This is a genomic window from Pedobacter rhodius (assembly GCF_027213645.1).
GTDB lineage: Bacteria > Bacteroidota > Bacteroidia > Sphingobacteriales > Sphingobacteriaceae > Pedobacter > Pedobacter rhodius.
Genome location: NZ_JAPWGL010000002.1, coordinates 958,223 through 976,321 on the forward strand (window position 1 = coordinate 958,223; position 18,099 = coordinate 976,321).

An 18,099-nucleotide genomic window follows, 5' to 3' on the forward strand; every position below is an offset into this window, starting at 1 on the left:
CGCAGAATTATTAAAGGTCTAGTTTCATTGTCGATGCAATGGCTATGGAATGAGAACCAAAACGATGCCTGATCTTATCCATCGCCTGGCAAAGCGCATACTGCTCCTCACTTTGCTTATATAAATCGATTTGTTCAAAGCCGGTAACCAGGTTGGAAAGACGAACACCCACGAGCCGGATTAGTTTTCGCTTTTGAAAAAGCTGATGAAAAAGATCTTTTGTTTTGGCAATCAGAACGCTGTCCAACGCCGTATATGGAATGGCGGCTTGTTTCGTTACATCTTCAAAATCAGAATAACGGATGGTTAGGGTTACGCAGGCACAAAGTTTTTTTTGTTCACGAAGCTGAAAAGCAACATCCATGACCATTGCGGTGAGCAGATTTTTGATCATAGTCACGTCGATAGAATCCGATTTAAAGGTACTTTGCGTGCCGATACTTTTGGCCTCTGAATATGGAATGATTGGTGAATGATCTATCCCCTTCGCTTTTTGCAATAGGGAAATTCCGTTTTTGCCTAATAGTGCGCTAATGTGGCTTGGTGAAACAAGGGACAGGGTTTCAATTTTCCGGATGCCCATGTCACTGAGCTTGATAAAAGTCTTTTCACCAAGACCGGGAATTTTACGTATGGATAAGGGATTTAAAAATGGAATTACACGGGGAGATTCTATATTCAACTCGCCGTTTGGTTTGCACTCATTGGTAGCCATTTTGGAAACGGTTTTGTTTACCGAAAGTCCAAACGAAATGGGCAGCCCTGTTTCTTTGATTACCCTTGCACGGAGTTCGTGCGCGTACTTCATACAGCCATGAAAGCGATCCATGCCCGTCATATCTATATAATGCTCATCAATACTGGCCTTTTCAATCAGGGGTACCCGCTCTCTCAAAATATGCGTGATTTCATGGGAAGCTTTGGAATATTCATCCATATTGCCGCGTAGAAATATGGCATGCGGACAAAGTTGTTTGGCCATTCGTGCCGGCATTGCCGAGTGTATACCAAATTTACGGGCCTCATAAGAACAGGATGCAACAACGCCACGATCTGAACTGCCACCGATAATAACCGGCTTGCCTATCAATTCAGGATTTTTTCGCATCTCAACTGATACGAAAAAAGCATCCTGATCCATGTGTATGATGTGCTTATCCATTTTTGTGAACTTGAAACAAATCAAAATTACTAATAATATTAGCAATTAAAATACAATCACCATTCCTGAAAGCTATAGACACTATTCTGATTAGCGATGCCAATTATAGAAAACCGATTAGCATAGTTGCAATGGGCTATTTAACTAATCTCCTAAGAAATTAAATGTTGATAACTTTAATGCTTTACAAATGCTAAAGAGATATTCTTAATGCCATATTAAATGTACCAACGCCATTAATCCTCTATATTTCTTATGTCAATTTAATCTAACAAATACAGTTTTCGTCATTGCAGACAAAAAAACTATTAACTTCTCTTGCATTCAGCAAAACATTTGATGGGAGCTATTTTTCCATTCATAAAAAAACATTCAAAAAGAAAGAACCCTTTAAAGTTTTTCATTTATTATTCGATTATTCCCAACTTGTAACGAATTAGAAACCAGCTGTAATCTTTAAAAATCACTAATATCAAATTATTGCCCGCAAGGGCCGCCCGATATTTTTTGCGAATATCAGGTAGTCCTTGCTTCATTAGGAATTGCTATTAATTTAATGCATTTACACCAATTTTTGCAAACTCGTTGCACAAATCAAACGTAGCTTGCGCCTTACCTAGAGCATTTCCTGTCATAATGGATTTAAACTTTGTTTCGGTGTCTTTATAGCTTTTCATATTCTGAAAATAACCGGTTACCGCATTATAAGCACCAAACAAAGTGCCCTTTGTAGTTTCCATTTGTTGGGTCGGACTTGTGGAGGAATACTCTAAAACTTTATCTACCATATTAATAAACAGACTGGAAAATTCATCCAGCTTTCCTATCTGCAAATTCTGTAGCGTTTCCTTATTTGGAGCCATGGCCATCTGCACCAATTTTTTTACCTGCTTATCGGTAATCCTCACCTTTGACCATTGGTTAAAAACGCCCTCCATTTCCTTTGCTAACAGGTTGGTGATTCCCAATAGTTTGTGCGCTTCCTTTAACCTGTCGTGCGCGCTTGCGGTATGGCGTATCTTGATTGCATTACTTTGCTGTCTCAATGCCGCATTCAGCGTATTTTGACAACAAATCCTAACGGGGGTAAAAGATGCAGTAATACTTCCAAAACCATCATGCGACGTGGTCAAAAACAAGAACTGCTCGATTAAATCGTTCCTGCCAACCTTGATATACTCGGGCAGTTTGGCCGTTATAAAAATACGCTCGCCTTTTCCCAACGCACCTGCAGTTTCATATAAAATGCCATCTTTTCCGCCAACAATATCATCAAAGAATGAAAATGCATCTATGTTCTGTACTATTTGATAATCCTTACCAACAACTCCTAATACTTCGTTTGTATCTGTCCTTACATTGGCATAATAATTTTCTACGCCAACATCTGGTATACTATTAGGCAAACCATCTTCATCAATATATTCGGAAAACGTAATCAATCCCCGCTTTTCTACGGCATAATTTAACCCTGCATGTTTTAATGCTTCTGCACTTGTAGGATAATCTTCTATGATTGTTCCCAACCCGTGCCAGGCTTTTTCTTTCACGCTCATAAAGGCGTGCTTCTCTATTTTACTATTATAATTAATGTTGTGTGCCATAAGGTATGTGTTTAGGATTTCGTACTCTTGTTAATAAAATCTCTGCATCCCAGATGCGGACATTTTTTGTATTGGGCAAAATAAAGCGCCCTTCGTTTTCAATTTCTTGAATCGTATCACCGGTATTTTTATGCTCCGATTCCACCTCAACCCGAACCAATAGATATATAACTTCTCTCTTCATTTTTTTAAGAATTGAATAATTTTTTGCAAATTCCGCCAGTTGACGAGAAAAAATGTTGGGGTTCTGTTCCTCGAATTTAGCTGCGTAGCCCTCATAGTACAGATGATCCAAAAATTCTATAAATGCCTCTAACATGGATATCTAATTTAAAAACAATGAACGCCCCGCCTATTTTGCAGGGCATCCAATAGTTTATTTATTAGGAATAAAGATTTCGCCCTCAATTTCTGCCAATTTATCTACGCAAAGTGTATTGACCATCTTTGCAACTGCATTAATGATAAAAGGATTTTTAGTGGTAAATTCCCTACCCTTATCATCTTCAATCGTTAATTCGCAACGCTGAAAATGTGTACTATCAGTTTCTTCTGCATCATCTTTTTGCGCCACTTCAAAGGTTTCAAGCGTTCCAATTGTTTCTAAGAGTTTACCTCTTTGGTTAATACGACGGTTTAAATCCAACGCTAACTTTATGGTAGCTTCCAAGTTCATTGCAGGTTTTTCTTCTTTCAACTGCTCTTTAATTTCAATTTTGGTCGGCTCTGCCTTTGGTGGTTCAGGTGTAACAACAACTGCTTTTGCTTCTTCCTTTGATGGGTCAATTTTAACGGATGCAGAATTTGCGGTTTCCATTTCCGATTTTGGCTTTTCCCTGTCTTGCTGATTGACATCTTTCAATGGTAATGCCGGACGGATTGCCGATTTATCGGTCGATGTATTTTTAATAACTCCGTTTTCTTTTCCGCTTGTGATTACTGTAGTTTTCATAACTTCTGTTTTTTAAATTGTTTTCGATAATGATTTGAATTATTTGCGCTAGTAAATGGGTTCTATTGTTATGTGCTGTGGGTGGGCTTCTGCCTTTTGTTCTGCTCATGGGTTTTCTCCTTTTAAAATTCAGTCGGCAGGAGCCTCCTGCCTTTTTGTTAAACCCAATCACCTGACTACAATCCAATAGGCAGGCAAGACTTTGCGAAAAAAAATACTACCCGAGGCGAAGCGAGGTGTGGAGATTTTTTTTCAGCAAACCCGCAGGGCTTGGTCTTGACTAGCCTAAGGGATTGTTCAGAAATTTTGGCACAAAAAGGTTGGGGGTAATTTCAATGCTGTTGAAATGTAATTAGAGAATTCACCTCTCTTAGTGAGATTACATTGTGTAGGAAGATGTTAAGTATTGTAGATAATAAAACAATTCATTACAAAATGTAACTACCTGTTATAGAGAATTTAACAGAAAACAGCTATTATTTGTAATCATTATCAAATATTTATTTGAAGATTTGCATTAAATTAAGTAGCTTCATAACCATTACTCAACAACTTATTAGTACAAATTTGCGATTCTCATGGCACGAGCAGACCTTCTATTAAAATTAGTCAAAGCAGGAAATGCAGGGGATAAAGCTCTGTTTAACAAGGTTGTAGAATCACTAATTGCAGAAGAAAAGAGTAAGCAGCATCACGTTGTTGCTAACCAACTTGAGGATATTCTAAGAGATCAACAATTAGAAAAAGGCAGAAGCCAAAATGGTGTTTCAAAATCATTAATGGATGAAAAGTTGGAAAGTTTTCTTTTCAGACTTTATCCTAATAAAAGCCTTGACGACGTTGTACTTGATCATGAAAATCGAAAGGTCATTGACGAATTAGTGAATGAACATCATCGTAGTGATTTGCTTCGTTCATATAACCTCGAACCACGAAATAGGATATTATTAGCGGGCGCTCCTGGAAATGGTAAAACCTCTTTAGCGGAAGCAATAGCCCAGTCTTTAATGGTTCCCTTCTATGTAATTAGATATGATGGGATTATAGGAAGCTATTTGGGAGAAACTGCTGCTAGATTAAAAGCAATGTTCGACTTTATAAGGACACAAGAATGCGTGCTTTTCTTTGACGAATTTGATGCAATCGGCAAGGAACGTGGTGATACCCATGAGACAGGTGAAATTAAGCGTGTAGTTAGTTCCTTATTACTTCAGATTGATCGTTTACCTAGTTATGTTGTTGTGGTAGCAGCAACAAATCACGCGGAATTACTTGACAGGGCAGTTTGGCGTAGATTTCAAGTAAGAATGGAATTGAAGAAGCCCAATAAGTTGATGATTGAAAATTGGCTTAAAAAATTTGAGGCGCAGGTAAAGTATAGTTTACAGCATTCGCATAAAACCGTAGCGGGGAAATTGGAAGGCTTGAGTTTTTCAGAAATTGAAGAATTTGTATTGGACGTACAACGAAAATATATACTATCTCTTCCAGAGGTTGATGTTAAGAAAATAGTTGACGATTCACTACACCACATATCCAATAAGTACCAAATACGAAATGGCTAAAAAACCTCTCTTAATCTTTCCAAAAGCCGCTTCAGGCTCTAGGGACACACTCCCACCATTTACAGGGAATTTACGTTACCCAAATAAAGAAAAGCAAGTTCAAAACTTAGACAATCGAATTACAGATCTTGAAAGGGTACTTGAAAATCAAACTGCATATCTTGGACTTAACCCGGCAAATCTAGTTGCTGAAATGATATTGGTGTTGGAAGTTGCTGGAGATTTGAAAGACTTCTTCGGTGCTGTTGCTGCAACCCCAGGCATGGAGTTTTTGGGTGAATTGCAGTCAGAGATTGATCCTGATGATGATTTCTTCACTGTTAATAAGAACGGAGAAAGGACTGACAAGAAGTTTGGTTCTCGTTTGTTTCTAACTATGACTAATCAAAATGCATTAAGAGAATTACGCTCTTACTGGGATGAATATAAAAAAGATAAAGATGCTCAAAATTTCAGGAGGGGAACAAGTAAATTTCGGACACTATTTGAAAAATTAAGGGATTTAAGACCATATAGCGTATCAGATCGGATATATGATACAGGCCTTGAGGATTATATAAATGAGATGAGGCTATTAGAGGTTGATCCTGTGAAGTTCGAGGTAGAGTTAGCTTATAAAAATGATAATGCTAAAGACACCCGAGCTTATAATGAGGTGAGCGAGCTCCTTAGGCAAAACGAAGGTAGAATAATTCAGGAATCTAGGGTAATGCTTCCAGAAATTACTTATCATGCTTTTATAGCAGAAGCTCCCATATCTTCATTTGATGATTTATCAGAAAATACAAATATTACGTTCTTAAAATCGCAGCAGATTCTTTTCTTTCGTCCGGTTGGTCAATCAGTTTTTGATTTTTCCGATGGACCACCTCTTTTGGATTATAATAATAACATACAGGGAGTCGAAGTCGCAAATAGTCCGTCAGTAGCTCTTTTTGACGGTTTACCCCTCGAAAATCATTCTTTACTTGATGGTAGGTTAATAATAGATGATCCTGAAGAATTTTCGAGAAATTATCTCAGTCAATATCGTGTTCATGGGACTGCAATGGCATCCTTGATCGTTAACGGAGATTTAAGTGAAGATGATACTCCTCTAACTAGGCCACTGTATGTTCGCCCTATTTTGAAGCCAATAGCGAATAACCAAACTGGTGGGGAATATTTACCAGATGATAGGCTTCCAGTGGATTTAATTCACCGTGCAGTAAGGAGAATGTTCGAGGGGGAAGACAATACTGCCCCGACTGCTCCAAACGTGAAGATAATTAATTTCTCAATCGGTGATCCTTTCCGACCGTTCCATCGAAACATAAGTACATGGGCTAAGTTAATGGATTGGCTATCATATAAATACAATGTATTATTTGTAATAAGTGCGGGCAATAAGTCAGATGACATTACTTTAGATATACCCTCTAATGACTTTGATATTTCCAGTGTCGAAGATATTCAATCCGCTACACTAAAGAGTATTATTGAAGGTAATTTTGATAGGAAAATTTTAACGCCTGCTGAGTCGATAAACTCGATAACAGTTGGCGCTGCTCATCATGATAGTTGTGCGCCGTTTAATTACCCTCACAGAAAGAACTTAATTAACAGCCGATTTCTTTTGAGTCCGATAAGTAGGATTGGTTTTGGATACAATAATTCGATAAAGCCAGATATTTTAATGCCAGGGGGAAGAAAACTTTTCAGAAAGCCTGTAATTCAACGCGATGCTGGGAAGACTAAGCTTACTTTGGAGAGTAGCCAGTCTTTATCGTTAGTACCTGGAAATTTAGTAGCTATGCCCGGCGTTCAAGGTGATATTCAGAAAGCGGGATATTTATCTGGAACAAGTAATTCAGCTGCATTAACCACTCGTTTAGGAGCAAAGCTTTATGAAATGTTGATAGAACTTAATCGAGAGTTACCTGCCAACCAAAGAATTCCATCAGAGTATTTTACTGTGGTTTTAAAAGCACTACTAGTACATAGCTCTAGTTGGGGAGAAGCACAAAACTTTTTATCGAACATAATCAGAGCACAACCTGGTGTAACAGGCAATACATTGAAAAGACATATTTTCCCTTATCTGGGCTATGGATGCGTAGACACAGAGAGGATCTTGTATTGTACAGACCATAGAATTACGTTGATTGGTTTCGGAGAACTTACCTGTAGAGCTGAGCAAGATGCTCATACATATTCTTTTCCGCTACCTCCATCATTAGCAGGGATTAATATAGATAAAAAACTAGCTATTACACTCGCATGGATAAGTCCAATCAACTTCAAAACTGCCCAATATCGAAAAGCGCATCTTTTTTTTGATAACCTAGATGATAATGGATATTTAACTCTAGAAAGAAATAGTCATGACTATAGACTAGGTAAAAAAGGTACTGTTCAACATGATATACTGACAGGGGAGTATGCGGATGTTTTTCGGGACGGCGACACGCTTAACATTAAAGTAAGTTGTAGAGGTGATGCATCTGGCCTTTCAGTAAACGAATCAGTACGTTATTCACTTACTGTAACATTAGAGATTCAGGAAAATGTTCATACTATGATCTACGAAGAGATTAAACTTAGACTTCAACAGAGAATTCAAGAAAGAATATAAAAAAGCCCGACCGTTCTCGACCGGGCTAATTCCCAAATTACGTTTAATCTACTTGGCGTTCTTTTTTCCTGTAATCTCTCTTCGAATTTCTGTTGCTAGAATCTTCAGGTCCTGCATTGCTTTGCGAACTCTAGTGCCAGCAGCACCATTATTAGCTTTATAAAACTTATCTGCATCTTTTTCAATGTCAGCAATGAGCTGTTTTACTTTTCCGAATTTTTCCATATCGATTTAAATTTATTTGATACTTATATCAAGGGTTGAAATTAAATGCCTCGGCCTTGCGCCATTTCTTGGTCCTTACCCTGCTCTTGTTTTTTCGAGAAGATATTGGCAACTTCAAGTCCGGTTTCTTTTAGGAACTGTTCTCTTTTTTCTGGCTTACCATCTTCTCTATAGAAATTAAGCTTTCCGTAACGTACAGCCGTTTCCAAGTACATTTTTGCTTCTTGCCCTTCTTTTTCTACTGTGACAAGTGGACGGTTACCGTTGATCAAAGATGCTTCTAAGGCGGCAGCTTTTTTAGGATCAGCCATTTCTTTAATCTTGAAATCATCCAATAACGCTTTTATATCATAGCCGTAAGCATCGGTAAACTGGCGAAAGGTTAAGTTGTTCTGACGATCTCTTTCTTTTTCGGTATCAAGCTGCATCCAAGCTTTATAAGGTGTACCTTCTCTACTCAACAAATCATCACGGTAAACGGCTCTTCCCTGCACTAGATTGGCTGCTTGTTTTTTTGAGAAACCTTTTCCATGGTCTAACCAAAAAGTTTGCGGAATAGATGGAGAATAGTAGTCTCTTTTGAAATCTTTCGACACGTAATTTACTTTGCCTTCCTCCATGTTTGCAAGCATGGTTTTGTGAGCTGCATCCTTACCAACCGCCAACTCGCTATTTCCATTCTGTTTCTTGAAGAAATCTATAGCTTCCGCTACGTTTTCTAGTTTTTTAACGATATTTTTTCCTTCATCTGTTTTGGTAATTACCATGTACTTTTGGCCTTCTTCCAAAGGTTTGCCCTGATTATGTACAGCTTCCAATTTGTTAAGGTAATAGTAGTCCGACTGACCGGATTGCTTAAAATGCAGGGTAATATCTACTTGGCCTCTGCTTGCTTTTACTTCATCGTAGAGCTTGAATGCCGAATCATCATTTTTCATGTGCTCTTCCATTTTAGCAATTAACGCTTCATTGAAGCCTAATTTCTTCATCTCATCTTTGAGATCTTCCAGATTATTTAAGTTCATATCAATGTGAATTAGTTCTTTTTCTTTATTTATATTTTTTGCACTGTTGAACATCTTTTTCAGATGCTTGATGACATGTTTAGTAGGATAAAGTCGAAAGTCGCGGTCGTAACCCCTGTATTCATGCATATACTCTTCTGCAATCTTCCTTTCTTTGATTCCTTGCAAATGCCAAGGGCCTTCCACTCAATAGTAGTTATTGATAACCGTCTAAACATATCCTTCTTTTAAATCCCGATGAAGGTTCATAATTGTCGCATTCAGTCGCAACAATGTCATCTCCAAGCGCATTTTCGATTATTTTAGTTTATTGTTCCGCAATAGGATTGGATGATTCGCTTTCAGCTTGACCTTAATACGTTTTACCTTTTTTGAAAAAAGGTTTTTTGCAGTTTCAATCCCTGCACCTGCAATTTGTGCGCCCATAGATTGGTCGAGGGTCATGAACTGTAGATTGCGAACAGCATCATCAGAACCGCCATTAATAGCATCTGTTAATAATGCTTCAGGTGCTTCGATGCCACGGATTCCGTCCAAGCTATAAACCGATAGATCAACAGGAACAATGCGATTGCCCAATCGGATAGTTTTTACGTTGAGCAGCAATCTCTGATTAGCGATATTACAGATGCCATAAATAAGCTGGCCCTTTGGTATCATCTGCCCGTTTAACTTTACACTATCCAAGAGGCGAAGCTTGATTGTTGCACCCTGAACTACTCTTTGATTATCTACGATAATTGCGGGTATGGCTTTAAACAAGCTATCGGGACTATCTACAATTTGATTAATGTATTTTTCCCTCACACGCTCTGGATGTTGTATGTCCATGATACTTTGGAGCATTGTATTCAACTGTTCCATCTCAGGGTCTGAAGTTTTTCCCGACTGCATTGATCGCATCAGCATTTCCAATCGGTCGACATCATTTTTCATTCCAGTTGATTGCTGACTAATGCCCGAAGTAGTTGTAGCCTTTGTGGATGGTTTTGATATCTCTCGGTTTAATGCTTCCAATTTTTGGCTAATCTGTTCAGTCTGGGAGTCCTCGCCCGTAGGATTAAACCCAAGCCGATCAGCAACTTTTGCAATGTCATTTTCGGCAGCATCGTTTCCTATTAAATTGTAGATACTTAATTTATCGGAAGGGTCTACGTTTTTAAATTCGGCGTTGGGCAGTGAAGTATTAATGCCTTTGCTGGCTGATGTAGAAGGCTCATTTCCAATTCCTCCACCCATAGCATAAAATGCTAGCGCCAAGAACGGGAGTATCAGTAATGGAATTACCAATAGCACCTTTCTTTTGTCTCTTTGTTTTCTTTCCATCTTTAAAATTTTTAATAAATTGTGATTAATTGATTGAATTAAATAGCAACATTGTGCAGTAGAAAGCAAATGCGATACAAAGGCCAAATAAGATATAGGAGATCGTTAGACGTGATAACCTACTTGTTTTGGCGTTTAAGTAATCTGCTAGATGACGTTGCTTGTCGATAATTTTTTTAGCAATTTTCTCAGCGATCGCATCATTGGATTTAACCGCCTTTTTTTCTTTTTTAAATAGCCTCATTGCATTAATGAATTAATTGTTCGTCTGTATTTTCCAAAGTTTCCCACCGTTGGATTAGAAATCCGTGCGGGTTATTATCACTCCTGGTAACGTTCCGTATATAACCTTGCGTAATGAGTTTTCTAGATGTGACCGATGTTGATCTAATCAACTTCTGTGTAGCATAGCATTTGAAATAAAATGGATATTGTTCAACATCAATTTTTATGCTATCAGTCGCAATTTCCTGTGAAATATTAGCAGAGATGAGGTTGTTGTAATAGCCTTGCTCTCGCAGATTATCATAGGCTTTTTTAGCGCTTTCATCTGCCAAATTCAACGCATTTGAAATGTTGTTCTGTATTACCTTGTCATCCGGGTCAAGGGTGAAAAACAAGTGATGAAATGTTTTGACATGATCCCTAAGCTCCACCGGAAGATTGTCTTTTCGTTCCGTGCTAAAGGCTTCGATAGCCTTTCCATTAGCTAAAATGTAAATCTTCGCCTGAACTGTCTTTACCATATCAAAGCTTTTATAAATAGAAAAGCCAGATATAAATGCACACGCTACTATCAAAAAAATGCTGAATCTTTTAATGTGGCTGAATGCCGTATCGATGTTTTTAAATTGTGTAAACATAATAATGTGTTTTTAAGGGTTATTTGCCCGAAAGTTTATCATGCTGATGGTTTGAATTATTCTGCTTATCTGGGAAATAATCAGAGTTACTAGCCGCAGCATATCCTTGGCTCATGTTGCGTTTACTGTCTCCAAGCATATCGACCGCCATTCCTGCACCCGCCGAACCTGCTCGCATCCCTGTATGGCCTGTTGTGCTTATAATTGAATTTACCTTTTGAAGGATGGTATTTCCGCCCCCTGCATGCACAACGTAATTAGCCACGTTGGGCACCGAAAAATAGCCTACAATTCCGATCACAAGAAAAATAAGGTATGCTATATCAGTGCTACTAAAGAAAGTTTCACCCTGATGATCGATTTGGGAAATGTCCAGCTTCAACATATTTTCCTGTATTTTCCCAAGAATACTCCCGAAAATATTGGCAATAGGAAGCCATAAGAAAATGTTGATATACCTGGCAAGCCAAACAGTCAACGTATTCTGGAAGCCATCAAAGACTGCAAAACCAAACACGAGTGGCCCCAAAATGGCAAGTACGACCAGAAAGAAAGTTCTTATTGTGTTGATACAGAGGCTTGCCGCGGCATATAATACCTCCAACACCTCGCACATCCATTGTTTTATCGAATTCCTAAAGTTATACGACTGTTTTTCCATGAAAAATTTGATGTCGTTTCCGAGGCCTTCAAACATTCCCTCATCTTCACGATCAGGGTCTTTTGGATGTGTATATTTGTACCATTTATCACTATCGCCCCGTCCATCTTCACCGACATACATTTCGTAATACTTGCTTTTTTTAACGGCCTGTTCTTTTCTTTTCAAAAGCACTTCGATGGCTTTGTTGGAATCTTTTACCATAGCGCCAGTCGCTGTAACGGTTGGCTGTAAAATCCCGTTCATTACCGCAATCACAATTGGAAACATCAGTATGGCCATTCCTAATGCAAAGGGGCGCAATAACGGATAGAAGTCGATGGGTTCGGCGGATGCCATTTGGCGCCATACCCGACTGGCAATGTACCACAAGGCACCAAATCCAGCGATGCCACGGGCAACACCGATTAGTCGACTGCAAAGTGGAAGCATATCATTGTACACCCTGTCAAGAACGGGCTGCATTCCAGTTAGCGTTTCCGCCATGCCCTGGGCATTGGAAACTTGGGGCAAAAGCATGGCTGATACCACAATAAATGTGGTTAAAAAAAATCTAGTTTTCATAAGCTTTAGTTTATCCCAAAGTAGCCCTGGGTAGTTTTCAGATCGATAGTTTCCCTCTTCCTCTGAAGGTTGAGAATGCTTGCCTCTTTATTAAAATTTCGAAGAAACACCAGTTTATCTTCAGTGTCCGCAAAGATTCTTTCTATGGCCTGCAACCGTTCATCATCACTCATCCTAAGCTTGGATGAAGTGATCACTGTCGTCAGTTCTTCGATGTTATCTAAACTCTGGTCAAATAGCTGCCTATATACTTTACCCAAATAGTCAATTTCCTGAGGGCTAAAGTTAGAAGATGACTTAAACCTATTATATGCGGTTTTATACTCAGTGATGATTTTTTTCTGGTAGCTGATGATATCGGCAACTCTCCTGTATTTTTTGATTTCCGGATTAACCAACATCAACCCATCCAAAAAGACTTCGTGAAGTGAAAAATTGCCCTGAGCAATATTATTGACCGAATTATAGCCATTGGAAATTACCGAATATCCGCGCTTCATATCTGATAGGATATTTTTTAATTGGCTCAACTTTTCGACGTTCAGCAATAATTGTTGAGTCTCCTGTGATTGTGCATTTACAAACTGAACTTTTGAGATAAATAGCAGAAGAAATGCAAAACAGATAATCCTTTGTTTAATTATTGGTTTCATAAAGCTTTTTTAAATCGTGAATATATTGTTCTTCGTGCTGTTTTTGGCGACCGAACATTTCGAGTTGATTGGCGAAATGCTGTACGAACTGAGACTTGTCTACCATGCGCAAATAGATGTTTTCCAAACGTTTAAGCCGTTCATCATCTTTCATTTCAACCTTGCCTGAAGTAATGACCAGTAAAAGTTCGTCCAAGTCTTTTTCGCATTCGCCGACTACGTTGTCCCGAACTTGATCGACGTACCTAAGTGTAGTGGCATCCAATAATTTACTTTTTCCAATACTTCCAAATAATTGGCAGATGTCAAGCTGAAGGATGATGATGTCTACAACTTTTCCATTATTCTTAATTGCAGGGCTGACTGCTTTTAAAGAACTGATAAAGGAATTGTGTAAGTTAAATTCTCCTTTTGATAAGTCTTTTACGGTGTTTATGCCATCACTTGCAATATCATATCCTTTTTTTAGATAGCCTGCATAAACCTTTAAGGCTACAAGCTGCTCAATAAGGTATTTTTTTTGTGTTTTCTTTTGCCTAAAAAATTCGGCATAAGTTTGCGCATTTGATGTAATAGAACAGAGCACAGCAACAACGAAGAACACAATTGTTTTAAATTTAGTTGACTCCATAAATCTCCTTAAGTTTAGCCGTCTCGTCCAATGACCTCGATCTTTGTATGCTCAATTGGATATTTTCCTGATTGTAACGCTTAAGATCACTGTAATTGCCATCCATTTTGTTTACGGCATCATTAATTAGCTCAAGCCTTTTGGCATCCGTCATCTGGGTTTTGAAAGAATTGACTACTAGAATTATCATATCTAAATTTTTAATGCTTTCGTCCAGAATTCCTTTGTAGACCTTTTCCATCTGTTCGAGTTCCTCTGGTTTGAAATGCTTATCCTTATTGAAAAGCCCCCATGCCCATTTGTATTCATCTACAATTGCGACTTGTTTTAAAGTGAGATCTTTGATGCGTTTATAGTAGGCAATGGCAGATTTGATTTTCCAAAGCTCTTCATAGTACTCGCTGTACAGATTCTTCTGCTTTTCAGTCCAATCGGATATTTCTGTAAGCTTAAGTTTCGATAGCTGGTTTTCCAATACCTTTTGCGCATTTTGGAGCCAAATTGTTTGGTTCTGTAGTCGCTGAACTTTTAGGTCGACTGCCTTGATTACTTTTTTTACTCCCGCTTTGATGACCTCTAACACTGCCACCTGTGCGTTTGCCACCTTGGGCAAAGCAACAAACAATGTCATGGCGCTCAATGGCAGTATGACCATGTACGTCTTCATAATTTTTATAATTTTCATGGTGATAAATTTTGTTAGTTGATTTTTTCACTAGCAATCCTGTTTTCAAAGGCGTTCAAGATCGCTTCGCTCACAGTTTTTTGGTAAGACCTATTGCCAACTTTCAACCTTAACGAGTCAGGATAAAAAGTGATAAGCTTACCTTTTTTTGTTTCCGTAAGCGTTTTGGTTCTCTCATCAAAAACAGCATTCCAGTTTTCGATCTCATACTCTCGTTTTCCAATTTTCCCATCGGTCACAAGATTAAATCCTGTCTTACTATGGATGTAAAAAATATTACTTTCTGAAGGCTCAATAACAAGGGTGTCATTGGCTATGCTGAATTCACTTCCGGCTTTATTAGTATATGTTCCGGGGATAAATGAGCGTATGTTTTCCGTTTTGCAGGCAATAGTCATCACTAATGCAACTGCACATAAAATGATCAGATTTTTCATAGATTACTGGTTTGGTTTCTAATTTCATTGGCCAAGACAGAGATGCCTTTTTGATAGCTGCCATACCTCTCGGCGTATTGCTGAACCTTGAGTTTTTCGCTCTCTTCGGTTGTGTAAGCAAGGTATTCTTCAATGGAAACTTCTGTTCTGTAAACCTTACTATATTGCCCACCAAGGGAGATGAATACCTCTTTATACTTTCTTTTTGGGTCGTTAGCCTTGTTCATCGAAAGTATCTGTGCCTTTTCCTTCTCTGTAAGTCCAAGCAGTTCTTGTATGCTATCGAACTTGTTCTGGTACTTGCTTTGATCAAGCAGTATTTTACAATCTGAATTATTGATAATGGCCTGCTTAACGATCGGGGAAGAAATGATATCCTCAACTTCCTGTGTAACCACTACTGCCTCGCCAAAGAATTTCCTAACTGTTTTGAAAAGGTATTTAATGTATTCTGCCATTCCTTCTTTAGCAATTGCTTTCCAACATTCTTCAATGAGAATCATTTTTCGAATGCCTTTTAGTTTGCGCATCTTGGAAATAAACACTTCCATAATTATCAGCGTAACGGCTGGAAAAAGTATTGGATGATCCTTAATCGAATCAAGTTCGAAAACAATAAAAGGCTCATTTAGAAGATCTAGGTTTTCTGTGGCATTGAGCAAATAGTCAAACTCGCCACCTTTGTAATAAGGGTTAAGCACATAGAGAAAATTACCTATGTCGAAATCCTTTTCCTTTACCTTGGCATCATCTAATACCTGCATGTATTCTGATAAAAGGAATTCATAGAAAGTATTGAAGCATGGGAACAGATCGGAGTTCTTCTCCAAGTGTTCAAAATAGAGGGTTAGCGCATTAGAAAGGGCTACATATTCTGAACGTTTAAACGTTTCATCATCTTTTTTCCATAGAGCAAGAAGAAGGGTTTTGATGCTTTCCTTTTTCTCTGTATCGAGCACATCTCCATCAGTCAGATAAAATGGGTTGAACTTAATTGGATCTTTTTCAGAATAGGTGAAATAATACCCGCCAACAAGATCACAAAGGCCTTTATAGCTATGTCCAACATCCACTAAAACTACATGTGTACCCTGCTCATAATAACTTCGCACCATGTGATTAGTATAGAATGATTTGCCACTTCCACTGGGGCCAAGAATGAATTTGTTCCTATTTGTGGTGAAACCAAGCTTAATAGGTTCGTCAGAAATATCTACATGAACAGGTTTTCCAGATAACCGATCGCCCATACGAATGCCAAATGCGCTAACACTTGATCTGTAATTACTTTCGAGATTAAAAAAACAGGTTGCTTGTTCAACGAATGTGTCAAAGGTATCATTCATAGGAAAATCAGCTTCATTGCCAGGCAAGCCCGCAAACCAAATTTGCGCCTGTCCGTCAGTTTCTTGTTTTGCCACGGCATCCATTTGAGCCATCGCCGAGGAAACAATATTCTTCAGATCTTTGGATTTGCCCACATCATCAGACCACGCCAATACATTAAAATGTGCTTTGATTGGTAATCGTTGTAATGCAACAGCCTCATTCAAAAAATCGTTCACCGCATCTCGACTAATGGCATTTTCCCTCGAATAACTAGAAAGCGACTGCAATCGTAGTTTTTTGGATTCGAGCCTTTTTATAGTCTTTTGCGAATCCTCTATGAAAATATACTGATTGAAAATGTGGTTACAATTAAGAAGTGTTCCCAACGGACTTGCAAAGCCGATACTAAATTTTGTGCGGTCTGTACTGTACTTGTCGTAATTAATGCGACTACCACAAAGAGCGGGTAGATCTTCAGTATTAGCTAAAGTATAAAGTTCTAGATGTTTATTGCCAATCCTAATTTCGTCTTTGATATGGATATCCCGGATAACAGGCTGTAAACTGGAGTCCTGCAAAAAGCAATAGCGTTCTATAATTCCAGAGTGGTTGGCGGTGCCTGCAAGCTCATCATTACCAAGTTTTTGGAGTGATACAAAGCCACCATCCGTCATAATTTTTTCGAATTGACCTGCACAGTCCAAGAAATCCTTAAAAAGAAAAGGATTGATAGTTTGTAGAGGAACGATTGACCTGCGAAGAATGTTACTGTAAACTGAACTAGATAGTTTTCTATCCTTCGGTTTTTTGGTTAGGAAAATATAGCATTTGTGGTTTAAACATTCTCTTTCGTTAAAGAATCTTTCACTGCTTCTGGAAAGAAAACTGTTACCCGAAACTTCAAAGTCTGCCTTATGTTTCCCTTCGGTAAACCAATCCTGCTTGTGGAATATTGAGTGCTGTGGCAATACTTTGATAGCCTTTACCCATGTTTGGTGATAAGCTTCATAATCTCTGTCCGAAAGGGTAAATATCTCAGGTAACTTTACTTCGTAAGCTATAGTGATATCGCCTTGAGCAGAAAGGATACAATTGTTGTCCACCTTATAGATTGGCAGGATGTTTCTTGCTTCTACCATAATTATTTTGATTTTAATTTGATAAATAACTGTCTAGAGCGAAACTTCAAACATGTCGGCAGATTACGTTTTGCAATGAACTTGCTTAGTCCATGTTCACCAAAGCGTTGGCTCAATCGGAATGTAATCATGAAGATCGCTGTACCTGTTCCCACAACTACAGGAAGAATGATGAACAGGTTAACTCTAGAAATGTAAAGGATTGCAAATGCGATGAGTAGCAACACAAGTCCAATTGCTAAGTAGGCAATATATTGGGCTTTTAATCCTTTGAACATAATCGGCTTAGATACACCTTTGTTTATCTGATAGATGCTTGCCATAACTAAATCCCAAAAAATGATTTAAGAACTGTAGCTACCACCACCAAAAAGATACAGCTACCAAACCAAGCGGCAGCTACCTTGTTGGTGTCAGGTTCGCCACCGTTCCATTTGGAGTAGACTTTCACAGCTCCGATAATACCGATTACTGCACCAATGGCATACATTAGGTCGCAACCAGTATCGAAATAGCCCTTCACTTTGTTTGTTGCCTCTTGTATGCCCGAATTACCATCTTGTGCTCTGGCGGCGAACGTTAACCCCATTAGACAGAAGAGGAAAACGATGCTAATTTTTGATTTTTTAATAGATTTCATATTGCTCTTGATTAAAAATGATTG

Annotated in this window: 18 protein-coding genes; 2 read left to right on the forward strand and 16 right to left on the reverse strand. The window is 38.4% G+C overall.

Annotated elements, in window-relative coordinates:
* Positions 1 to 10 precede the first annotated feature (10 nt).
* The 4 genes from dinB to O0931_RS09370 all read right to left on the reverse strand — a co-directional run bounded on the left by dinB (position 11) and on the right by O0931_RS09370 (position 3,718).
* Positions 11 to 1,162, reverse strand: a complete 1,152-nt coding sequence (dinB, locus tag O0931_RS09355; RefSeq protein ID WP_269415298.1) for a DNA polymerase IV — start codon at positions 1,160 to 1,162, stop codon at positions 11 to 13.
* A 548-nt stretch (positions 1,163 to 1,710) separates the two neighbouring features.
* Positions 1,711 to 2,766, reverse strand: a complete 1,056-nt coding sequence (locus O0931_RS09360) for a DUF932 domain-containing protein (protein WP_269415299.1) — start codon at positions 2,764 to 2,766, stop codon at positions 1,711 to 1,713.
* A complete protein-coding gene (locus O0931_RS09365; RefSeq protein WP_269415300.1) occupies positions 2,750 to 3,085 on the reverse strand; it encodes a hypothetical protein in 336 nt (111 codons plus the stop codon). Before O0931_RS09365 ends, O0931_RS09360 begins: the two co-directional genes overlap by 17 nt.
* Positions 3,086 to 3,142: 57 nt before the next feature.
* Positions 3,143 to 3,718 carry a hypothetical protein gene (locus tag O0931_RS09370; RefSeq protein ID WP_269415301.1) on the reverse strand — a complete coding sequence of 192 codons (576 nt, stop codon included), beginning with the start codon at positions 3,716 to 3,718 and terminating at the stop codon, positions 3,143 to 3,145.
* 578 nt (positions 3,719 to 4,296) lie between these two features.
* On the opposite strand from O0931_RS09370, the gene O0931_RS09375 reads away from it, so the two are divergent.
* Both O0931_RS09375 and O0931_RS09380 read left to right on the forward strand, forming a co-directional pair.
* The gene (locus O0931_RS09375; RefSeq protein ID WP_269415302.1) at positions 4,297 to 5,283 is read left to right on the forward strand and encodes an AAA family ATPase; all 987 of its coding nucleotides are present in this window, start codon (positions 4,297 to 4,299) and stop codon (positions 5,281 to 5,283) included.
* Positions 5,276 to 7,897, forward strand: coding sequence for a S8 family peptidase (locus O0931_RS09380; RefSeq protein ID WP_269415303.1), 2,622 nt, complete (start codon positions 5,276 to 5,278; stop codon positions 7,895 to 7,897). The genes O0931_RS09375 and O0931_RS09380 overlap by 8 nt, the downstream gene beginning before the upstream one ends.
* Positions 7,898 to 7,945: 48 nt before the next feature.
* On the opposite strand, the gene O0931_RS09385 is transcribed toward O0931_RS09380, so the two are convergent.
* The 12 genes from O0931_RS09385 to O0931_RS09440 form a co-directional block, all read right to left on the reverse strand.
* Positions 7,946 to 8,122 (reverse strand): histone H1, encoded by a 177-nt coding sequence (locus tag O0931_RS09385; RefSeq protein ID WP_269415304.1) that lies wholly within the window; start codon positions 8,120 to 8,122, stop codon positions 7,946 to 7,948.
* 41 nt (positions 8,123 to 8,163) lie between these two features.
* A complete protein-coding gene (locus tag O0931_RS09390; protein ID WP_269415305.1) occupies positions 8,164 to 9,333 on the reverse strand; it encodes a hypothetical protein in 1,170 nt (389 codons plus the stop codon).
* Positions 9,334 to 9,444: 111 nt separating this feature from the next.
* Positions 9,445 to 10,473: a conjugative transposon protein TraM gene (locus O0931_RS09395; RefSeq protein WP_269415306.1), complete on the reverse strand. Its 1,029-nt coding sequence runs from the start codon at positions 10,471 to 10,473 to the stop codon at positions 9,445 to 9,447.
* A 248-nt stretch (positions 10,474 to 10,721) separates the two neighbouring features.
* The gene (traK, locus tag O0931_RS09400; RefSeq protein ID WP_269415307.1) at positions 10,722 to 11,336 is read right to left on the reverse strand and encodes a conjugative transposon protein TraK; all 615 of its coding nucleotides are present in this window, start codon (positions 11,334 to 11,336) and stop codon (positions 10,722 to 10,724) included.
* A gap of 19 nt (positions 11,337 to 11,355) precedes the next feature.
* Complete coding sequence (traJ, locus tag O0931_RS09405; RefSeq protein WP_428982661.1) at positions 11,356 to 12,561, reverse strand: conjugative transposon protein TraJ; 1,206 nt, start codon at positions 12,559 to 12,561, stop codon at positions 11,356 to 11,358.
* 5 nt (positions 12,562 to 12,566) lie between these two features.
* Positions 12,567 to 13,214, reverse strand: a complete 648-nt coding sequence (locus O0931_RS09410) for a TerB family tellurite resistance protein (protein ID WP_269415308.1) — start codon at positions 13,212 to 13,214, stop codon at positions 12,567 to 12,569.
* The gene (locus O0931_RS09415) at positions 13,198 to 13,845 is read right to left on the reverse strand and encodes a hypothetical protein (RefSeq protein ID WP_269415309.1); all 648 of its coding nucleotides are present in this window, start codon (positions 13,843 to 13,845) and stop codon (positions 13,198 to 13,200) included. The genes O0931_RS09410 and O0931_RS09415 overlap by 17 nt, the downstream gene beginning before the upstream one ends.
* Positions 13,832 to 14,530 carry a conjugal transfer protein TraI gene (locus O0931_RS09420; protein ID WP_269415310.1) on the reverse strand — a complete coding sequence of 233 codons (699 nt, stop codon included), beginning with the start codon at positions 14,528 to 14,530 and terminating at the stop codon, positions 13,832 to 13,834. The genes O0931_RS09415 and O0931_RS09420 overlap by 14 nt, the downstream gene beginning before the upstream one ends.
* A gap of 14 nt (positions 14,531 to 14,544) precedes the next feature.
* On the reverse strand, positions 14,545 to 14,967 hold the full coding sequence (locus O0931_RS09425) for a hypothetical protein (RefSeq protein ID WP_269415311.1): 423 nt from the start codon (positions 14,965 to 14,967) through the stop codon (positions 14,545 to 14,547).
* The gene (locus tag O0931_RS09430) at positions 14,964 to 17,435 is read right to left on the reverse strand and encodes a TraG family conjugative transposon ATPase (RefSeq protein WP_269415312.1); all 2,472 of its coding nucleotides are present in this window, start codon (positions 17,433 to 17,435) and stop codon (positions 14,964 to 14,966) included. The genes O0931_RS09425 and O0931_RS09430 overlap by 4 nt, the downstream gene beginning before the upstream one ends.
* 2 nt (positions 17,436 to 17,437) lie before the next feature.
* The gene (locus O0931_RS09435) at positions 17,438 to 17,758 is read right to left on the reverse strand and encodes a DUF4133 domain-containing protein (protein ID WP_269415313.1); all 321 of its coding nucleotides are present in this window, start codon (positions 17,756 to 17,758) and stop codon (positions 17,438 to 17,440) included.
* 2 nt (positions 17,759 to 17,760) lie between these two features.
* Entirely contained in the window at positions 17,761 to 18,075 is a 315-nt protein-coding gene (locus O0931_RS09440; RefSeq protein ID WP_428982662.1) for a DUF4134 domain-containing protein, read from the reverse strand.
* Positions 18,076 to 18,099: the final 24 nt, after the last annotated feature.

Bases quoted from the DNA above. Each gene is read 5' to 3' on its own strand.
- dinB (WP_269415298.1), bottom strand. From the start codon at position 1,162: ATGGATAAGCACATCATACACATGGATCAGGATGCTTTTTTCGTATCA.
- O0931_RS09360 (WP_269415299.1), bottom strand. From the start codon at position 2,766: ATGGCACACAACATTAATTATAATAGTAAAATAGAGAAGCACGCCTTT.
- O0931_RS09365 (WP_269415300.1), bottom strand. From the start codon at position 3,085: ATGTTAGAGGCATTTATAGAATTTTTGGATCATCTGTACTATGAGGGC.
- O0931_RS09370 (WP_269415301.1), bottom strand. From the start codon at position 3,718: ATGAAAACTACAGTAATCACAAGCGGAAAAGAAAACGGAGTTATTAAA.
- O0931_RS09375 (WP_269415302.1), top strand. From the start codon at position 4,297: ATGGCACGAGCAGACCTTCTATTAAAATTAGTCAAAGCAGGAAATGCA.
- O0931_RS09380 (WP_269415303.1), top strand. From the start codon at position 5,276: ATGGCTAAAAAACCTCTCTTAATCTTTCCAAAAGCCGCTTCAGGCTCT.
- O0931_RS09385 (WP_269415304.1), bottom strand. From the start codon at position 8,122: ATGGAAAAATTCGGAAAAGTAAAACAGCTCATTGCTGACATTGAAAAA.
- O0931_RS09395 (WP_269415306.1), bottom strand. From the start codon at position 10,473: ATGGAAAGAAAACAAAGAGACAAAAGAAAGGTGCTATTGGTAATTCCA.
- traK (WP_269415307.1), bottom strand. From the start codon at position 11,336: ATGTTTACACAATTTAAAAACATCGATACGGCATTCAGCCACATTAAA.
- traJ (WP_428982661.1), bottom strand. From the start codon at position 12,561: ATGAAAACTAGATTTTTTTTAACCACATTTATTGTGGTATCAGCCATG.
- O0931_RS09410 (WP_269415308.1), bottom strand. From the start codon at position 13,214: ATGAAACCAATAATTAAACAAAGGATTATCTGTTTTGCATTTCTTCTG.
- O0931_RS09415 (WP_269415309.1), bottom strand. From the start codon at position 13,845: ATGGAGTCAACTAAATTTAAAACAATTGTGTTCTTCGTTGTTGCTGTG.
- O0931_RS09420 (WP_269415310.1), bottom strand. From the start codon at position 14,530: ATGAAAATTATAAAAATTATGAAGACGTACATGGTCATACTGCCATTG.
- O0931_RS09425 (WP_269415311.1), bottom strand. From the start codon at position 14,967: ATGAAAAATCTGATCATTTTATGTGCAGTTGCATTAGTGATGACTATT.
- O0931_RS09430 (WP_269415312.1), bottom strand. From the start codon at position 17,435: ATGGTAGAAGCAAGAAACATCCTGCCAATCTATAAGGTGGACAACAAT.
- O0931_RS09435 (WP_269415313.1), bottom strand. From the start codon at position 17,758: ATGGCAAGCATCTATCAGATAAACAAAGGTGTATCTAAGCCGATTATG.
- O0931_RS09440 (WP_428982662.1), bottom strand. From the start codon at position 18,075: ATGAAATCTATTAAAAAATCAAAAATTAGCATCGTTTTCCTCTTCTGT.